14 protein-coding genes are annotated in these 15,780 nt (G+C 42.9%); 3 read left to right on the forward strand and 11 right to left on the reverse strand.

What is annotated here, in order from left to right; translation table 11 throughout:
• Positions 1-134 precede the first annotated feature (134 nt).
• Both J6836_RS11800 and J6836_RS11805 read right to left on the reverse strand, forming a co-directional pair.
• On the reverse strand, positions 135-428 hold the full coding sequence (locus tag J6836_RS11800; protein WP_219244262.1) for a hypothetical protein: 294 nt from the start codon (positions 426-428) through the stop codon (positions 135-137).
• 49 nt (positions 429-477) lie between these two features.
• On the reverse strand, positions 478-729 hold the full coding sequence (locus tag J6836_RS11805) for a hypothetical protein (RefSeq protein ID WP_219244263.1): 252 nt from the start codon (positions 727-729) through the stop codon (positions 478-480).
• Between the two features lie 535 nt (positions 730-1,264).
• Here J6836_RS11805 and J6836_RS11810 point away from each other — a divergent pair.
• Positions 1,265-2,173 carry a gluconeogenesis factor YvcK family protein gene (locus J6836_RS11810; protein ID WP_219244264.1) on the forward strand — a complete coding sequence of 303 codons (909 nt, stop codon included), beginning with the start codon at positions 1,265-1,267 and terminating at the stop codon, positions 2,171-2,173.
• A gap of 341 nt (positions 2,174-2,514) precedes the next feature.
• Here J6836_RS11810 and uvrB read toward each other — a convergent pair whose 3' ends face one another.
• The 5 genes from uvrB to bioB all read right to left on the reverse strand — a co-directional run bounded on the left by uvrB (position 2,515) and on the right by bioB (position 8,788).
• The gene (uvrB, locus tag J6836_RS11815) at positions 2,515-4,533 is read right to left on the reverse strand and encodes an excinuclease ABC subunit UvrB (protein ID WP_219244265.1); all 2,019 of its coding nucleotides are present in this window, start codon (positions 4,531-4,533) and stop codon (positions 2,515-2,517) included.
• Between the two features lie 630 nt (positions 4,534-5,163).
• Positions 5,164-5,838 (reverse strand): dethiobiotin synthase, encoded by a 675-nt coding sequence (gene bioD, locus J6836_RS11820; RefSeq protein WP_219244266.1) that lies wholly within the window; start codon positions 5,836-5,838, stop codon positions 5,164-5,166.
• Entirely contained in the window at positions 5,831-6,616 is a 786-nt protein-coding gene (bioC, locus tag J6836_RS11825; protein WP_219244267.1) for a malonyl-ACP O-methyltransferase BioC, read from the reverse strand. Before bioC ends, bioD begins: the two co-directional genes overlap by 8 nt.
• A complete protein-coding gene (gene bioF, locus J6836_RS11830) occupies positions 6,594-7,751 on the reverse strand; it encodes an 8-amino-7-oxononanoate synthase (RefSeq protein WP_219249490.1) in 1,158 nt (385 codons plus the stop codon). Before bioF ends, bioC begins: the two co-directional genes overlap by 23 nt.
• On the reverse strand, positions 7,751-8,788 hold the full coding sequence (gene bioB, locus J6836_RS11835; protein ID WP_219244268.1) for a biotin synthase BioB: 1,038 nt from the start codon (positions 8,786-8,788) through the stop codon (positions 7,751-7,753). The genes bioF and bioB overlap by 1 nt, the downstream gene beginning before the upstream one ends.
• A 93-nt stretch (positions 8,789-8,881) precedes the next feature.
• Here bioB and bioA point away from each other — a divergent pair, with 93 nt between their 5' ends.
• Positions 8,882-10,150, forward strand: coding sequence for an adenosylmethionine--8-amino-7-oxononanoate transaminase (gene bioA / locus J6836_RS11840; protein ID WP_219244269.1), 1,269 nt, complete (start codon positions 8,882-8,884; stop codon positions 10,148-10,150).
• Positions 10,151-10,388: 238 nt separating this feature from the next.
• Here the strand turns inward: bioA and pgl are convergent, their stop codons facing one another.
• A complete protein-coding gene (pgl, locus tag J6836_RS11845; RefSeq protein ID WP_219244270.1) occupies positions 10,389-11,375 on the reverse strand; it encodes a 6-phosphogluconolactonase in 987 nt (328 codons plus the stop codon).
• A gap of 240 nt (positions 11,376-11,615) precedes the next feature.
• Here pgl and J6836_RS11850 point away from each other — a divergent pair, with 240 nt between their 5' ends.
• Positions 11,616-12,434 carry a pyridoxal phosphatase gene (locus J6836_RS11850; protein ID WP_219244271.1) on the forward strand — a complete coding sequence of 273 codons (819 nt, stop codon included), beginning with the start codon at positions 11,616-11,618 and terminating at the stop codon, positions 12,432-12,434.
• A 538-nt stretch (positions 12,435-12,972) separates the two neighbouring features.
• Here J6836_RS11850 and modC read toward each other — a convergent pair.
• From modC to modA, 3 genes are read right to left on the reverse strand one after another with little or no spacing between them, the layout of a single operon-like run.
• Positions 12,973-14,040 carry a molybdenum ABC transporter ATP-binding protein ModC gene (gene modC / locus J6836_RS11855; protein WP_219244272.1) on the reverse strand — a complete coding sequence of 356 codons (1,068 nt, stop codon included), beginning with the start codon at positions 14,038-14,040 and terminating at the stop codon, positions 12,973-12,975.
• A 1-nt stretch (position 14,041) separates the two neighbouring features.
• Complete coding sequence (gene modB, locus J6836_RS11860) at positions 14,042-14,731, reverse strand: molybdate ABC transporter permease subunit (RefSeq protein WP_219244273.1); 690 nt, start codon at positions 14,729-14,731, stop codon at positions 14,042-14,044.
• Positions 14,732-14,756: 25 nt separating this feature from the next.
• Positions 14,757-15,533, reverse strand: coding sequence for a molybdate ABC transporter substrate-binding protein (modA, locus tag J6836_RS11865; RefSeq protein ID WP_374445841.1), 777 nt, complete (start codon positions 15,531-15,533; stop codon positions 14,757-14,759).
• Positions 15,534-15,780: the final 247 nt, after the last annotated feature.

The raw sequence follows: 15,780 nt of genomic DNA on the forward strand, positions 1-15,780 counted from the left end.
GAAATCAGGCCTTACAAATACCTAAAACACAAGAAATTGACGTTATAAGGTCATATTATAATTAAAGTTTGTAAAATTAAAGAATGTTTGGTTATAACTCTAAATAATTTTGTTCATTTTTAGAGGAGCAAAAGTTATTTTGCAGTACTCATACCATCCATTCCATCTTTTCCGCCATCAGAGCCCCCCATACCGCCTTTTCCACAATCAGCACCGCCCCAACCAGCATCCCCTCCCCTACCTCCATTTCCTGAACCAATACCGTCGCCACCATTACCGCCTTTTCCACCATCTCCTCCATTACTTGTGTATTTACCACTTATTAATTGACTTATTTCATCATTATTAGAAAAAGCCTGAGATGCAAAACTAATAACAATTGATAATAAAAACACGCACACTTTTTTATTAATTAATTCACGTATCATATTGTATGACCTTATTTAATAAGTAAGCATAGTTAATAAAATTATCACATTATTTATCGGTACCATTAATTCCGTTAGTACCGTTAGTACCGTTAGTACCGTTAGTACCGTTAGTACCGTTAGTACCGTTAGTACCGTTAGTACCGTTAGTACCGTTAGTACCGTTAGTACCGTTAGTACCGTTAGTACCGTTAGTACCATTAGTACCATTAGTACCATTAGTGCCGTTAGTATTGGAATTTAGAGCACAATTATTTTTATTACATTGAAATGATTCATCCCCCTCAATTGAATTTATCAAGCTAATATGATTAGTTATAGAAAAAGAAAAAAAACTAAAAATCAAAGATGATAATAATAAAAGCTTCATATTCATTCCTATTCCTTGCAATGAAAAATCAACTAGAATTAATATTCTCAATTTATTTCCAATAGTTGTAAATAACCTTTTTTTATTATTTCGTACCTAAATTTTCTTGAACCCGCTCTAAAAAATAACAATTTCTATCGAAATTTAAGCTCTCTATTTTACCGTTCATCACTATACAAAAGTCTAATAAAATTGCTTTTGTTATCATTATGAAAAAACTCCTTTAAATATTGGTATTAAGACCTTTTGTAGTGAAATCCCCTCTTTAACCAGATTTATCTGCATTCCATATTTTTTATCACAGTAACTCAGCGGACAATGATGTTTTATGGTAGATTAACGCCCAATTTATTTTAGATTTCATTTTTGATACGTTCGGTTCTGTAAACACGGCAAAATCACAGATAAAAGCCCCAAGTAGTGGCTGTTTATTTGCCGAATATTGACTGATTGATATAGGAACACTATGCCAAATAGTAGTCTGGCGAGCCTGGAACATGTTGTTGCCCTTGGCGGCGGGCATGGGCTGGGTCGCGTAATGTCTTCCCTTTCCTCTTTAGGGCCTCGCCTAACTGGAATTGTAACCACCACGGATAATGGGGGGTCTACAGGTCGAATTCGTCGTTCTGAAGGCGGGATTGCTTGGGGCGATATGCGAAACTGCTTGAATCAGTTAATTACTGAGCCATCGATTGCTTCGGCGATGTTTGAATACCGTTTCGGTGGCAATGGCGAGCTGTCTGGCCACAATTTGGGTAACCTAATGTTAAAATCATTAGATCACCTGAGTGTTAGGCCACTTGAAGCGATTAATTTAATTCGTAATATGCTCAAAGTGGATGCACAACTCATTCCAATGTCAGAATCCCCTGTTGATTTGATGGCAATTGATGAGATGGGTAATGAAGTCTATGGCGAGGTCAATGTAGACGCCCTACGTGAAATCCCGAAAGAGTTACGCTTATACCCTTCAGTGAAAGCCACACGAGAAGCGTTGGATGCAATTCACCAAGCCGATTTGATTATTATTGGCCCAGGCAGTTTTTTCACCAGTTTAATGCCTCTACTATTACTTGAAGAAGTTGCGACCGCCCTGCGCGAATGTAAAGCACCGATGATTTATATCGGCAATTTAGGTAAGGAAGTCGGCTCCTCCGCCGCTAATTTAACTTTGCCCGAAAAATTGCAGATGATGGAAAACTATATTGGCTGCAAAAAAATTGATGCGTTGATCCTTGGCCCACGCACAAAAATCAGTGATATCAGCAGTGACCGTAAGATTATCCAGCGTGTCCTCGAAGCGGATGATATCCCTTACCGCCACGATAGAAAGCTGCTCCTACAAGCCATCGAAGAAACCGTCCCGCTATTGTAACCCCCTAGTTTATCCACCTTTGGCTCCCAGAGGTGGAATACTACTCAAACCCATTTTTGTTCTCTATTTCTCTATTTCAAAGACATTTTCTATACCAACCCCATTGATTTTCAAAATAATTTACGTTGTGGGTAGGCGGCAAGTGAAAGCGTCTTGGGGAGCATACATAAGTATGTGACCCGAGTGATTGAGCACAGCCAACACCCCCACAACGTGAAGTATGAAGAAAATTCGCGTTGTGGGTAGGCGGCAAGCGGAAGCATCTCGGGGAGCATACACAAGTATGTGACCCGAGTGATTGAGAGCAGCCAACACCCCCACAACGCGAAATATGACGAGAATTAGGAATTGGCGATAAACTGAGACCGTATCTCTTGCAACTCATCACGCACCCGCGCTGCCGCTTCAAACTCCAAGTCTTGTGCGTGCTTATACATTTGCGCTTCAAGTTGTGAAATGCGTTGCTCCAGCTCTTTTGTTGACATACCTTGGATATCAATTGATAACGCATTTTTAGCGTTATCTTTTGAGCGCCCTTTGCCTTTTCCACCCACTTTATGGCCGATTTGCAGGATATCGCCAATTTTCTTGTTTAAGCCTTGCGGCACGATGCCATGTTCTTCATTGAATGCCATTTGTTTTGCACGACGGCGTTCGGTTTCTGCTATGGCTTTTTCCATCGAATTAGTGATTCGGTCGCCGTAGAGGATCGCTTTACCGTTTAAGTTACGTGCTGCACGGCCTATTGTCTGGATCAAAGAGCGTTCTGAGCGCAGGAAGCCTTCTTTGTCAGCATCTAAAATTGCCACTAACGAGACTTCTGGCATATCGAGACCTTCCCTTAATAAGTTGATCCCAACCAGCACATCAAATTCACCGAGTCGCAAATCACGGATGATTTCCACTCGTTCAACCGTATCAATATCAGAGTGAAGATAGCGAACACGCTCCCCATGCTCTTCCAGATATTCCGTTAAATCTTCCGCCATTCGTTTGGTCAATGTTGTAACCAACACTCGCTCATTTTTCTGTACACGGATACGGATTTCAGACAGCAGATCATCCACTTGCGTGGTGACAGGGCGAACTTCAATAATCGGGTCAAGTAAACCTGTCGGCCTAACCACTTGCTCGATGACTTCATTGCCCGATTTTTCCAGCTCATATTTGCCCGGTGTTGCAGAGACATAGATAGATTGCGGTGCTAGAGCTTCGAATTCTTCAAAACGCATTGGCCGGTTATCCAATGCCGAAGGCAAACGGAAACCGTATTCCACTAAAGTTTCTTTACGGGAGCGGTCACCTTTGTACATAGCCCCAATTTGTGGAATCGTCACGTGAGATTCATCCACCACCAGTAGGCCATCCGCTGGTAAATAATCAAACAGTGTCGGAGGTGGCTCGCCTGGTGCACGGCCGGATAAATAACGTGAATAGTTTTCAATCCCTGAGCAATAACCCAGTTCATTCATCATTTCTAAATCAAACTGAGTGCGCTGGGTAATACGCTGTTCTTCGACTAATTTATGGTTTTCCAACAACACTTTTCGCCTATCCACCAGCTCTTCTTTGATATGCTCCATCGCTTCCAAAATACGCTCTCTTGGGGTGACATAGTGCGTTTTTGGGTAAACCGTAAAGCGAGGTACACGGTGTTGGATTTGCCCCGTCAGTGGGTCAAAAAGAGATAGTCGCTCTACTTCATCATCAAATAGCTCGACACGCAGCGCGTATTCATCAGATTCTGCTGGGAAAATGTCTATCACTTCCCCCCGAACTCGGAAAGTACCGCGAGTAAAAGCTTGGTCGTTACGGCTGTATTGCAGGTCAGCTAAACGCCTTAAAATAGAGCGTTGGTCAATGATCATGCCGTCCGTAAGGTGCAGCATCATTTTTAAGTAGCTATCTGGGTCACCTAACCCATATATTGCGGAGACAGAAGCCACCACAATGACATCACGACGTTCAAGTAAGGCCTTTGTGGCAGATAAGCGCATCTGCTCAATGTGTTCGTTTACAGAAGCATCTTTTTCGATAAATGTATCAGAGCTAGGTACATACGCTTCAGGCTGGTAATAATCGTAGTAAGAAACGAAATACTCCACTGCGTTATCAGGGAAGAACGCTTTCATTTCACTGTAAAGCTGAGCCGCCAAGGTCTTATTATGCGCCATTAACATGGTTGGGCGATTTTCTTTTGCGATAACATTGGCTATCGTAAATGTTTTCCCTGACCCCGTAACCCCTAATAAGGTTTGATGTGCTAAGCCATCTTGCAGCCCTTCGCGTAATTTACGAATTGCTTCAGGTTGGTCCCCCGCAGGCTGAAAATCAGAATACAGCTTAAAATCCTTACTCATATTACCGCCTCATAACGTGTCTCTTTTCCTATAATACTGGATAAAAAAACAGCTTCAAGCCCTGAATTTAATATTTTGTCTATTAGACGTCCCAATGAGTTTATAAAAATGTTATCCCCAAAATAAAGCTTGACCTTTAAGAAACTTTATATTTTATGCTATTGGTTTTGAACGCCCTATCGCAAATGCAAATTGAAGTCTTGATTTTATTTAACCATTTGTATTTAAATGAAATTATTTTTAAGTCCAGAATCACATCAAATAAAGGCAAAGCCGCTTGTCGCCTAGCATAGAAGTTGTTTTATAACGTTAATGCACAAGGTTATCCACAGAAATGGTGGATAACTCTTGAAGCCCTTAGGGCTCATGCTTTCTCGACATTGGTAAAATTTGATAACCTGAACTAAATGACAAAATGGTGGCAGTTATATGAAAAAATTTTTACGTAGTATCCGTTAGAAAAAAGGAATTTTATGTCTTTTCGTTAGATCCTCAGACTATTTCTACGGTAAAACTTGACAATAAATAGGTTAAGAACGTTAAACAAGATCAACTGAACATTTAACAATTGATCTTTTTTTACGAAGGAAAAATGGGCTTTAACGATAATGCTAAGCCCTTTATTTATTTTTACAATAATGAAAGATCCAAATATTGCCCTAATGTAGATTCATTAAGTTGTGGTTGATAAGGTAAGATCCCTAAGCAAGGCGGATTAATCATACGTTTGAGTGTTGCAAGATATTCAGCTTGATAAGCACCAGCAGGTTCCACTTCATTGGCAATCCAGCCGGCAACCAATAACCCAGCAGAATGAATCGCCTCGAGCGTTAATAACGCATGATTAATACAACCTAGCTTCACACCCACCACTAAAATAACCGGAAGTTGCTGTTCAATCACCCAATCTGCGTAGGTTTTTTCAGTAGATAGTGGGGTATACCAGCCACCAGCACCTTCAACTAGCACCCAATCACCTTGTCTCTGAATATCTAATAATCCTTGATTAATGACAGAAAAATCAATAGGTAATCCCATTTTTTCACTTATAATATGCGGTGAGGTCGGTGCTTCAAACACGATGGGGTTTATCATTGAATAAGGTAATTTCACGCGGCTATTGGCTTGCAATAATAAAGCGTCGCTATTACGTAGTCCTTCTGGGGTCTGTTCGCTGCCAGAAGCGACAGGCTTATAACCTATTGCATTAAACCCTTGCGCATTAGCGGCTTGTAATAAAGCGCAACTCGCCACGGTTTTACCGACTTCCGTGTCCGTTCCTGTTACAAAATACGTTTTAGTCACAATAGATGACTCCAAATACGGTTTGATAAGTTAACGGTAGCCCTTGGTGAGCCATCGGATAAGCTAAAGCTAATTGCTGAAGGCGCTTACGCGTCATGAGCCCAGTCTGGCGCCCTGCCGTTAAATGGGTTGCACCGATCCCTTTTAGCGAATTCAATAAGCTAATTACATCAGGGAAATGCAACGTATCTTGCTGAAAAGACACATCATGGTGCCATTCTTGGCAACTCGCGGTAATGTCTTGTGGGCTTAAAAAGGTATTCACATGAGAGTATCCATCGAGTGACTGCCAAGCTTGCGATAATTCACTCAGCGAATTCTCTGCAAGCGTTGTAAAAACAATCACGCCACCACGTTTTGTAACGCGGTACAGTTCGCTCAATGCACCATGCAAGCTTTCACACCATTGAATGGATAAATTGGAAAACACCACATCAAACTGTGCTGAACTAACAGGAATCGACTCCATATCAGCACACACATATTCATCTGCTGCATCTTTGCTTTTAGCGACATCTAACATGCCTGAAGATAAGTCTAACGCGGTAACAATATGGCCTTGATTTTTCAGCTTTCGGCTAAAAAAACCCGTTCCACATCCAGAATCTAATATCCGTAAGGGCTTGTTAACCTGTTTTGCAACAAGGATCGACTTCAATTTATTGAGTAGTTGATCTCCTGTTGCTTGCTGGTAATTAGCCATTGCATCGTAACTTGCCGCAGCTCGGCCAAATGCCGCTGCAATTTTTTGTTTGTCATGACAAACTATCGAAGTCATATAACGCCTCCAGCAGTTTATCAAGATCGTCTTGTTGATGTGCAGCACTCAGCGTGATCCGCAACCGCGCACTTCCCGGCGGAACCGTTGGCGGGCGGATCCCTTGTACCCAAATACCTTTCTGACGTAAAAATGCAGCTGCATGTTGGCATGCTTCATTATCACCAATGATTAAAGGCTGGATAGCCATGTTTGAACCCGCTAATTTCATTTGCCTAAAGTTGGCATTTTTTCTCAGGTATTCAATATGATGATTGAGTGCCTCACGCTGTTTATCTGCCAATTTAATCTGCTCAACCGCTTCAAATAATGCAACCGCCTGCGCAGGTGGCATAGATGTGCTGTAAATCAAATGGCGCGCAGACTGAAGCAAATAATTGGCGGTTTGATCATCACAAAGCACGGCTGCTCCGCTTAAACCAAACGCTTTACCAAATGTGACGACTAAAATTTCAGGTTTGATGCCATAAGCAGAGCAACTCCCTCGTCCTTGCTCACCCCAAACACCAATACCATGTGCATCATCAACCATTAACCATGCACAGTGTTTTTTCGCCATATCATGCAAGGTATCAAGGGGAGCACTGTCCCCATCCATACTAAAAACGCCTTCGCTTACCACGAGGGTTTTCCCTGCTGCTGGCTTATTAATTAAATTTTCAAGTGAAGGCGTATTGTTATGATGAAACCGTCTTAATTGAGCCCCTGAATGTATTGAGGCTTCTATAATCGAGGCATGGCTGAGCTTATCGGCTAATATGCGGTCATTTGGTGTCATTAACGCCGTAATCACCGCATGATTTGCTGCAAAACCCGAAATAAACAACAGCGCTTTTGAGTAACCCAACCACTGCGCCAGCTCCGTTTCAAGTTCAGCATGAGCTTGGGTATACCCTGTGATATGCCCTGATCCCCCACTGCCGACTCCATAAATATCTGCACCGCGCTGCCATGCAGCAATAACTTTAGGGTGATGGGATAACCCTAAATAATCATTAGAGGAGAAATTAAGGTATTTCTTTCCATGCTGGTGCAGTTCTCGGCCATTAGCGCCATCAATGCATTGCCGCTGACGCCAAATCGACGCGCGTTTGCGCTGCTCTTCCTGCTCTTGTAGAAATGTTTGCCAGCTCATCATACCGCTGCATTATAGAATTGGGCGTTATCCGCAGTTAACAATGTTTCAGCCAATTTAGCAGCTTGCAGGTTATCCCCTTCAGTCGTATCAATACGCTCAGGGTTAATATCCAGTTTTCTAAACAGAGCTAAATCTTTGTTTTCATCTGGGTTTGGTGTGGTCAGTAGCTTACAGCCATAGAAAACCGAGTTTGCCCCTGCCATAAAACAGAGCGCTTGCGTTTGCTCATTCATATATTCGCGACCCGCAGATAAACGGACATACGAAGTCGGCATCATGATACGGGCAACCGCAATAGTGCGAATAAAATCAAAGGCATCAACATCTTCATTGTCTGCCATTGGCGTGCCTTCAACTTTCATGAGCATATTGATTGGCACACTTTCTGGTGGTTTGGGTAAATTGGCTAATTGCACCAGCAATGCGGCACGGTCGCTGACTTTTTCGCCTAAACCTAAAATACCACCTGAACAGACTTTAATCCCTGCATTGCGAACATTGCCCAAGGTATCCAAACGGTCTTGATATGTTCTTGTGGTGATAATATTGCCGTAATATTCAGGGGATGTATCAAGGTTGTGGTTGTAATAATCTAAACCTGCTTCAGCAAGGCGCTGGGCTTGTGTATCATCAATCATACCTAAGGTCATGCAGGTCTCCATCCCTAGGGATTTCACCTCCTTCACCATCATTTCGAGGTAAGGCATATCACGCTCTTTTGGGTTGCGCCATGCTGCCCCCATGCAAAAACGTGTTGACCCAGCTTGCTTGGCTTTTTTCGCAGATTCAAGTACTTGCTGCACTTCCATCAAACGTTCAGTTTCCAAACCTGTTTTATAGCGAGCACTCTGCGCGCAGTATTTGCAATCTTCGGGACACGCCCCTGTTTTGATAGACAACAAGGTGCTAACTTGCACTTGTTGCGGATCAAAGTGTTGGCGATGGGTTTGCTGAGCCTGAAATAACAACTCAAAAAAAGGCATTGAAAACAGTTCATTAGCTTGTTTTATTGTCCACTGTTTTAATGTACTCATGGAGACGCTCCAGTTGAAAAAGTTGTTGCCAGTTTAAATATTGTGGTTATCATGTCAACCAAAATGATCTAAAAAAGTTTACGATGGATAATCATGAATAGTCACGATATCGCTTTTGATAGCCAACACATTTGGCACCCTTACACCTCAATGAGCCGGCCTATTCCAGCCTACCCTATTGTTGCAGCACAAGGTGTTGAGCTCGAAATGGCAGATGGAAAAAAATTGATTGATGGGATGGCTTCGTGGTGGTCAGCTATTCATGGCTATAATCATCCCGTGCTCAACCAAGCCGTTACAAATCAGCTAAGTCAGATGTCCCACGTGATGTTTGGCGGGATAACCCACCCACCAGCTGTGAATTTATGTCGGCAGTTAGTTGCCATTACTCCTGAGCCTTTGGAGTGTATATTTTTGGCGGATTCAGGCTCCGTTGCCGTCGAAGTGGCGCTAAAAATGGCGTTGCAATACTGGCAAGCTAGAGGTGAAAAACGTCAACGAATTTTAACATTACGCCATGGATATCATGGTGATACCTTTGGTGCGATGGCCGTTTGCGACCCAGATAACTCCATGCACGGCCTGTACAAAGGTTATTTACCACCGCATATCTTTGTGGATGCGCCACAATGCGGTTTTTATGATGAATGGGATCCAAATGATCTTGTACCGTTAATCGATGAATTAGCAAAAAAACACAGTGAAGTTGCAGCGATCATCTTAGAACCGATCGTGCAAGGAGCTGGCGGTATGCGGATATATCACCCTGAGTATTTGAAAGGTGTGCGCCAGTTATGTGATGAATATGGGATCTTGCTGATTGTAGATGAAATTGCCACCGGTTTTGGCCGTACAGGAAAGTTGTTTGCCTGCCATCACGCCAATATATCACCAGATATTATGTGCTTAGGCAAAGCATTAACAGGCGGTTATATGACGCTTTCAGCGACGCTCACAACGCGCCACGTTGCAGACACCATTAGCAACGGTGAAGCAGGTTGTTTTATGCATGGGCCGACCTTTATGGGTAACCCCCTAGCCTGCGCTGTCGCCGATGCAAGCCTAACCCTGTTGCTTAATAGCCCATGGCAACAAACCATTGCCAATATTGAACATCAACTCAAAACCGAGCTGCTACCTTTAGCCTCTCACCCTGATGTTGTGGATGTGCGTGTTCTTGGCGCGATTGGTGTGATTGAAATGAAGCAGCCAGTAAATACCGCCGCTTTGCAAAAGGTATTTGTGGAAAATGGCGTGTGGGTCCGCCCATTTGGCAAGTTAATTTATATTATGCCACCCTATATCATTACCCCTGAGCAGCTCACGAAGGTCACCTCAACTATGGCCAAAGTATTAGGGTAATCAATGCGATACCACTAATTATTGGTTTAAACAAATAATCTCCTAAATAATTTGAGTTATAGCAAGGCGGCAAGCAAGGGTATCCAGTGAAGCTAACATTGCTACAACTCGAAATTATAATAGGGCATTAATATCTAAAATCATTTGAGTTGTAGCAAGGCGGCAAGTGAAACTAAGCCCTAGGAGCATACATAAGTATGTGACTAGGGTTAGTAAGCGTAGCTAACGCAGCTACGGCTCAAAGGATGAAAGACAGTACCCACATAGGGCCTTTCCCTACTTTATACCTGCCTATTTGCGTCAATTTTCCTGTGATCGGGTCAATCTCTGATACCGAAATATGGTCGGATTTCTGCCCGCTGGAGATTAAAAAGCGCCCTGTTGCATCGATATTAAAGCCCCTCGGGTGTACCTCGGTTGGGTAACGCGCCTCTAACGAAAGCTCACAACCATCATCAGAAATTATGTAGTGGCTGATGTAGCTTTCTGAACGCTCGCTGACATATAAATGGCGGCCATTTGGCGTCACATGGATATCGGCTGCCCAGCGTTGGCTTTCATTGCCTGCAGGGTAATTTGCCAGCGTTTGCATGGTACGGTAACGGGTGAATTTACGGTAAACACCGATGGTTGAATCCAGCTCATTTACGCAGTAAATCACTTTCTGCGTTGGGTGGAATGCTAAATGGCGTGGGCCTGAATTTGGCGCTGTCGTGATTTGGTCTGCTGTTGCTTCTGTTAAATAGCCATTTTCATGTAAATCAAACAAGCGGATATGGTCTTCCCCTAAACAAGGCACCCAAAGCTGTTGATTGTCGACATCCACATGAGAAGAATGCGGATTACGCAAGCCTTCAAGGACTTGGATCACTTGACTAGGCACACCATCTTGATTAATCGACAACACAGATAAATTGTGTTGATGATAAGAAGGAACAAACAAGTATTTACCCGTATTATCAAGGGATAAGTGAACAGGAGTACCTGGTACCGACGTTTGCGCTTTTAAGCGCAGTGTGCCTTTTTCTTCAATCGTATACGTTACGACACGGAAATTTGGGCGTACACCAATATATAGGTGCTTTTTATCATGGCTTAACACCATTGGTTGTACCTGCCCCGGTGTTTTCACGGTTTGCAGAAGCGTCAACTCCCCCACTTCATTCATTGACCACACGTGAATTTGCTGACTTTCGGGACTCGCAATATAAACAACCTGTTCCATCCTGACTCCTTAATTCATGATAAAATGCTAAGCCGTATCGATAACCTAAATGTATTAGGCCACTATACCTTATATTTTTTAAATTACTGTGAGTAATTAACGCCAATGCCGCTATTAGCTTAAACCAAAAACGTTAAACTAAAACGGTTCAGTTCGTTACTATTATCAGCTATGATGATAAAATGACCTCATTCCTATAGCTCGCCTATAGGTCACTTCTAAAATCACGTGGAGCCGTTTATGTCATACCGCGTTATTGCGCTCGATCTCGATGGAACACTGCTTGATCATCAAAAGAAGATCCTGCCTGAATCGTTAGCTGTCCTACAAGAAGCCCGTCGCCAAGGCGTTAAAGTGATCATCGTGACCGGACGTCACCATGTCGCTATTCACCCTTTTTACCAAGCCCTTGATCTGGATACTCCGGCTATTTGCTGTAACGGCACATATCTATATGACTATCTTGGGAAAAAAGTGCTTAAATCAAACCCAATGACCCTCGATTCAGTCACTCAAATGATTGATAAACTGCGCGGAACCGATATCCAACACTTAATGTATGTGGATAACGCGATGTTATATAACGCAAAAACTGAAGGCATCAAACGCACATTGAACTGGGCTGATTCATTACCCGCAACACAACGTCCAACCATTGAATTTGTCGAAGACTATGCGGATGTGATGCACAGCTACGATTCAATTTGGAAATTTGCGGTTAGCTCGCAAAATAAAGAGCAGTTGCACCAAGTTGTTAACGAAATCGAGAATGATTTCGGCTTAGATTGTGAATGGTCTTGGATGGATCAGGTGGATGTCGGCCGCAAAGGTAATAGCAAAGGCCAACGTTTAAAAGAGTGGGTCGAATCCCAAGGTATGACAATGGAGAATGTTGTCGCTTTTGGTGATAATTTCAACGACTTAAGTATGCTTACCACCGCAGGCCTCGGCGTTGCAATGGGCAATGCCGTCGATGAAATCAAACAGCAAGCCAAATTGGTCACCCGCGAAAATACCGAGCCTGGTATCGCTGAAGTGATCCGCAAATACGTTCTGTAACCCCATTTTTACTTATCAATCCAAAGGAAAGCCCCGCTTTCCTTTTTCTGTTTTCTGTTTTCTGTTTTCTATTAGAACTTTTACACTAATCCTCTAAATAGTTCGCACTACAGCTAGGCGGCAAATGAAGCTATCCCAAGGAGCATACAAAAGTATGTGACTTGGGTAGCTGAATGAAGCCAACAACGCTGTAGTACGAAATATGACGAGGATTGAGGAGCATACATAAGTATGTGACTAAGATTAGCGATTGAAGCCAACAACGCCATGGCTCCAAGGACAATATCCTTTACTCTAAGTCATTGGTGTTGTGGCTAGGCGGCAAATGAGCTAAGTCTTAGGAGCATACATAAGTATGTGACTAAGATTAGCGATTGAAGCCAACAACGCCATGGCGCCAAGGACAATATCCTTTACTCTAAGTCATTGGTGTTGTGGTTAGGCGGCAAATGAGCTAAGTCTTAGGAGCATACATAAGTATGTGACTAAGATTAGCGATTGAAGCCAACAACGCCACGGCGCCAAGGACGACGAGTAATTATAAATGACGAGACAACGACACCGCCTTAACCTGCGCATACACCTTGCGACCTTTACGAATCGACAGCTCATCTCGTGCCCAACGCGTAATACGCGCCCACAAATAGTGCTCATCGCCTAAATCCAGCTTCACATCTATTTGCTCGCCATCTTCAATCCATTCAACCACTTCTGCGGAGAGAATATTGCGAATACTGCTGACTTGCGGTTTTTCTAGCACCAACGAAACATCCGATGCATCGACACGGATACGTAATTCTGCACCTTGCTGGCTATCAACTCGCGGGATCCATAATTTTTGACCACCAACAACCACCGCAGTCATGTCGTAATCTGGGTGCTGGCTGTGTACTGTGGCACTGACAACACTGCTTAACGTTTCTTTTTGTAGCCAAGGGCGTAGCGCACTGCTCGCCCACACTTCTTCAAGTGGGCCAAACGCTTTGACCTTCCCATCCGCCATTACAATCACTTTATCTGCCAAGCGCAAGATTTCATCTAAACTATGGCTAACATACAGGATGGGGATTTTAACGTCTTGAGACAGTTTTTCTAAATAAGGCAATAACTCACGTTTACGCGGTAAATCTAAAGAGGCTAGCGGCTCATCCATCAATAAAATTTCAGGTGCTGTTAACAATGCACGGCCAATGGCAACACGCTGTTTTTCACCACCCGATAAAGTAATTGGGTAGCGATTAAGCAGTTGCTCAATACCTAGTAATTCAACAATATCGTCAAAACGCGATTTCATTGTCGAAGCCATGCCATAGCGCAAGTTATTTTTGACACGATAGTGCGGGAAAAGCCGAGCATCTTGGAATACATAACCAATATGGCGTTTTTCTGGCGGCAAACAAATTTTCTTTTCGATATCCACTAACGTGCGGCCATTTAACACAATGCGCCCTTTGTTAGGCTTCGTTAGCCCACCAATCACGTTAATTAAGGAGGTTTTTCCTGCCCCTGATAACCCAAAAACGGCAGTAATACTTTCAGTAGGTAGCTGGGTATTCACTTCCAACTGCAAATCCCCTAACTTTTGGGAAAAGTCGAGTTCTAACATATTACGCTACCCCCAAACGTTTTTTGCCCCAACGGGTTAGCCATTCTGAAATTAATAATGAAATCAAGGCTAAAACGATAGCAATAATACACAAACGGGCAGCATCAACTTCTGCGCCTGGTGTTTCAATCAGTGTATACATGGCAAGGGGAATAGTTTGGGTTTCACCCGGTATATTAGACACGAAGGTAATCGTTGCACCAAATTCCCCCAAAGAACGAGCGAAAGCCAGCACAGTACCCACGATAATACCCGGCAAAGAAAGTGGAATAGTAATAGTGAAGAAAACGCGTAGCGGCGTAGCCCCTAGCGTTCTTGCGGCTTGCTCTAGTTTTCGGTCTACCGCTTCAAGAGCCAAGCGGATTGCTCGCACCATTAAGGGAAAAGCCACCACTGCAGATGCAAGTGCTGCACCTCGCCAACTAAATGTGAAGCTAAAACCAAACCAGTTATACAACCATTCACCAATAAAACCGCGTTTTCCCATGCTGATCAATAATAAATACCCCACTACCACGGGTGGCAGCACCAGTGGTAGATGGATAATACTATCGAGCAGTGTTTTACCCGGAAAATTACAGCGAACCAATATCCAAGCCGTTAAAATACCGAGGGGTAAGCTGAGGATCACAGCAACACTGGATACTTTGAGGCTCAGGTAAATTGCTTCCCATTCATAAGGACTTAACATCTGCAACGAAACACTCTCTTAGTTTTTATTTAGTACGTGGATCAAAACCGTAACGCTTGAAGATTTCTGAAGCCGCTGGGGTTTTCAGGTATTCGTAGTAGTCACGAGTCGCTTTATTGTCTTGATCTTTAACGATAGCCATTGGATATTCAACAGGTTTATGTGAATCTGCTGGGAAAATACCCACAACTTTTACTTTTTGGCTTGCAACCGCATCAGAGCCGTACACGATACCTAAAGGCGCTTCTTGGCGTTCAACCAGTGCCATCCCACTACGCACGTTGTTGGTACGCGCTAGTAATGGGTCAACAGTTTCCCATGCCCCTAAGTTACCTAATGCTTCTTTAGCATAGATACCGACTGGCACATGATCAGGATCACCCACTGCTAAACGGCCACCATCTAACAGCTTTTTCCAATCTGTTTGTTTATTAATTTCGACTTTATCGATTTTTGAATCTTTTGGTGCGATTAATACTAGCTCATTACCTAATAAGGTATAACGGGTATTTTCGACCATTAATTTTTTATCGATAGCGTAATCCATCCACTGCTGGTCAGCAGAAATAAACAGATTCGCTGGTGCGCCTTGTTCAATTTGACGTGCTAATGTTGAAGACGATGCATAAGATGCCACCACTTCTACATTGGATTCTTTTTTATATTGTTCTGAAATTTCATTCAGCGCGTTAGTTAAAGAGGCAGCAGCGAAAACGGTAATTTTATCAGCGGCAAAGCTGTTGCTTGCCATTGTTAACGTTAATGTTGCACCAGCAAGAAGAGATACCAAACCTTTTTTCATTTTAATCCACCATAGTATTAGTTAACACGCTATATATATCAGGACACAGCGATAACTTAAAGTTAAACTACGTATAAAAGTGTGCTGGCTCAAGAAATGATGCAATTTTGCTGCACCTTATCGTAAAACGTTAAAAAAAAGGTTAATTCTTCGAACTTATCACCTCATCGTTTTTGTATAGAAATAAATATATTCCTCTTGATATTTTATCGGCTCTTTTAGTTCAAATTTTAATTTTTACGGTGAA

This window comes from Providencia sp. R33 (genome assembly GCF_019343475.1).
Lineage (GTDB): Bacteria > Pseudomonadota > Gammaproteobacteria > Enterobacterales > Enterobacteriaceae > Providencia.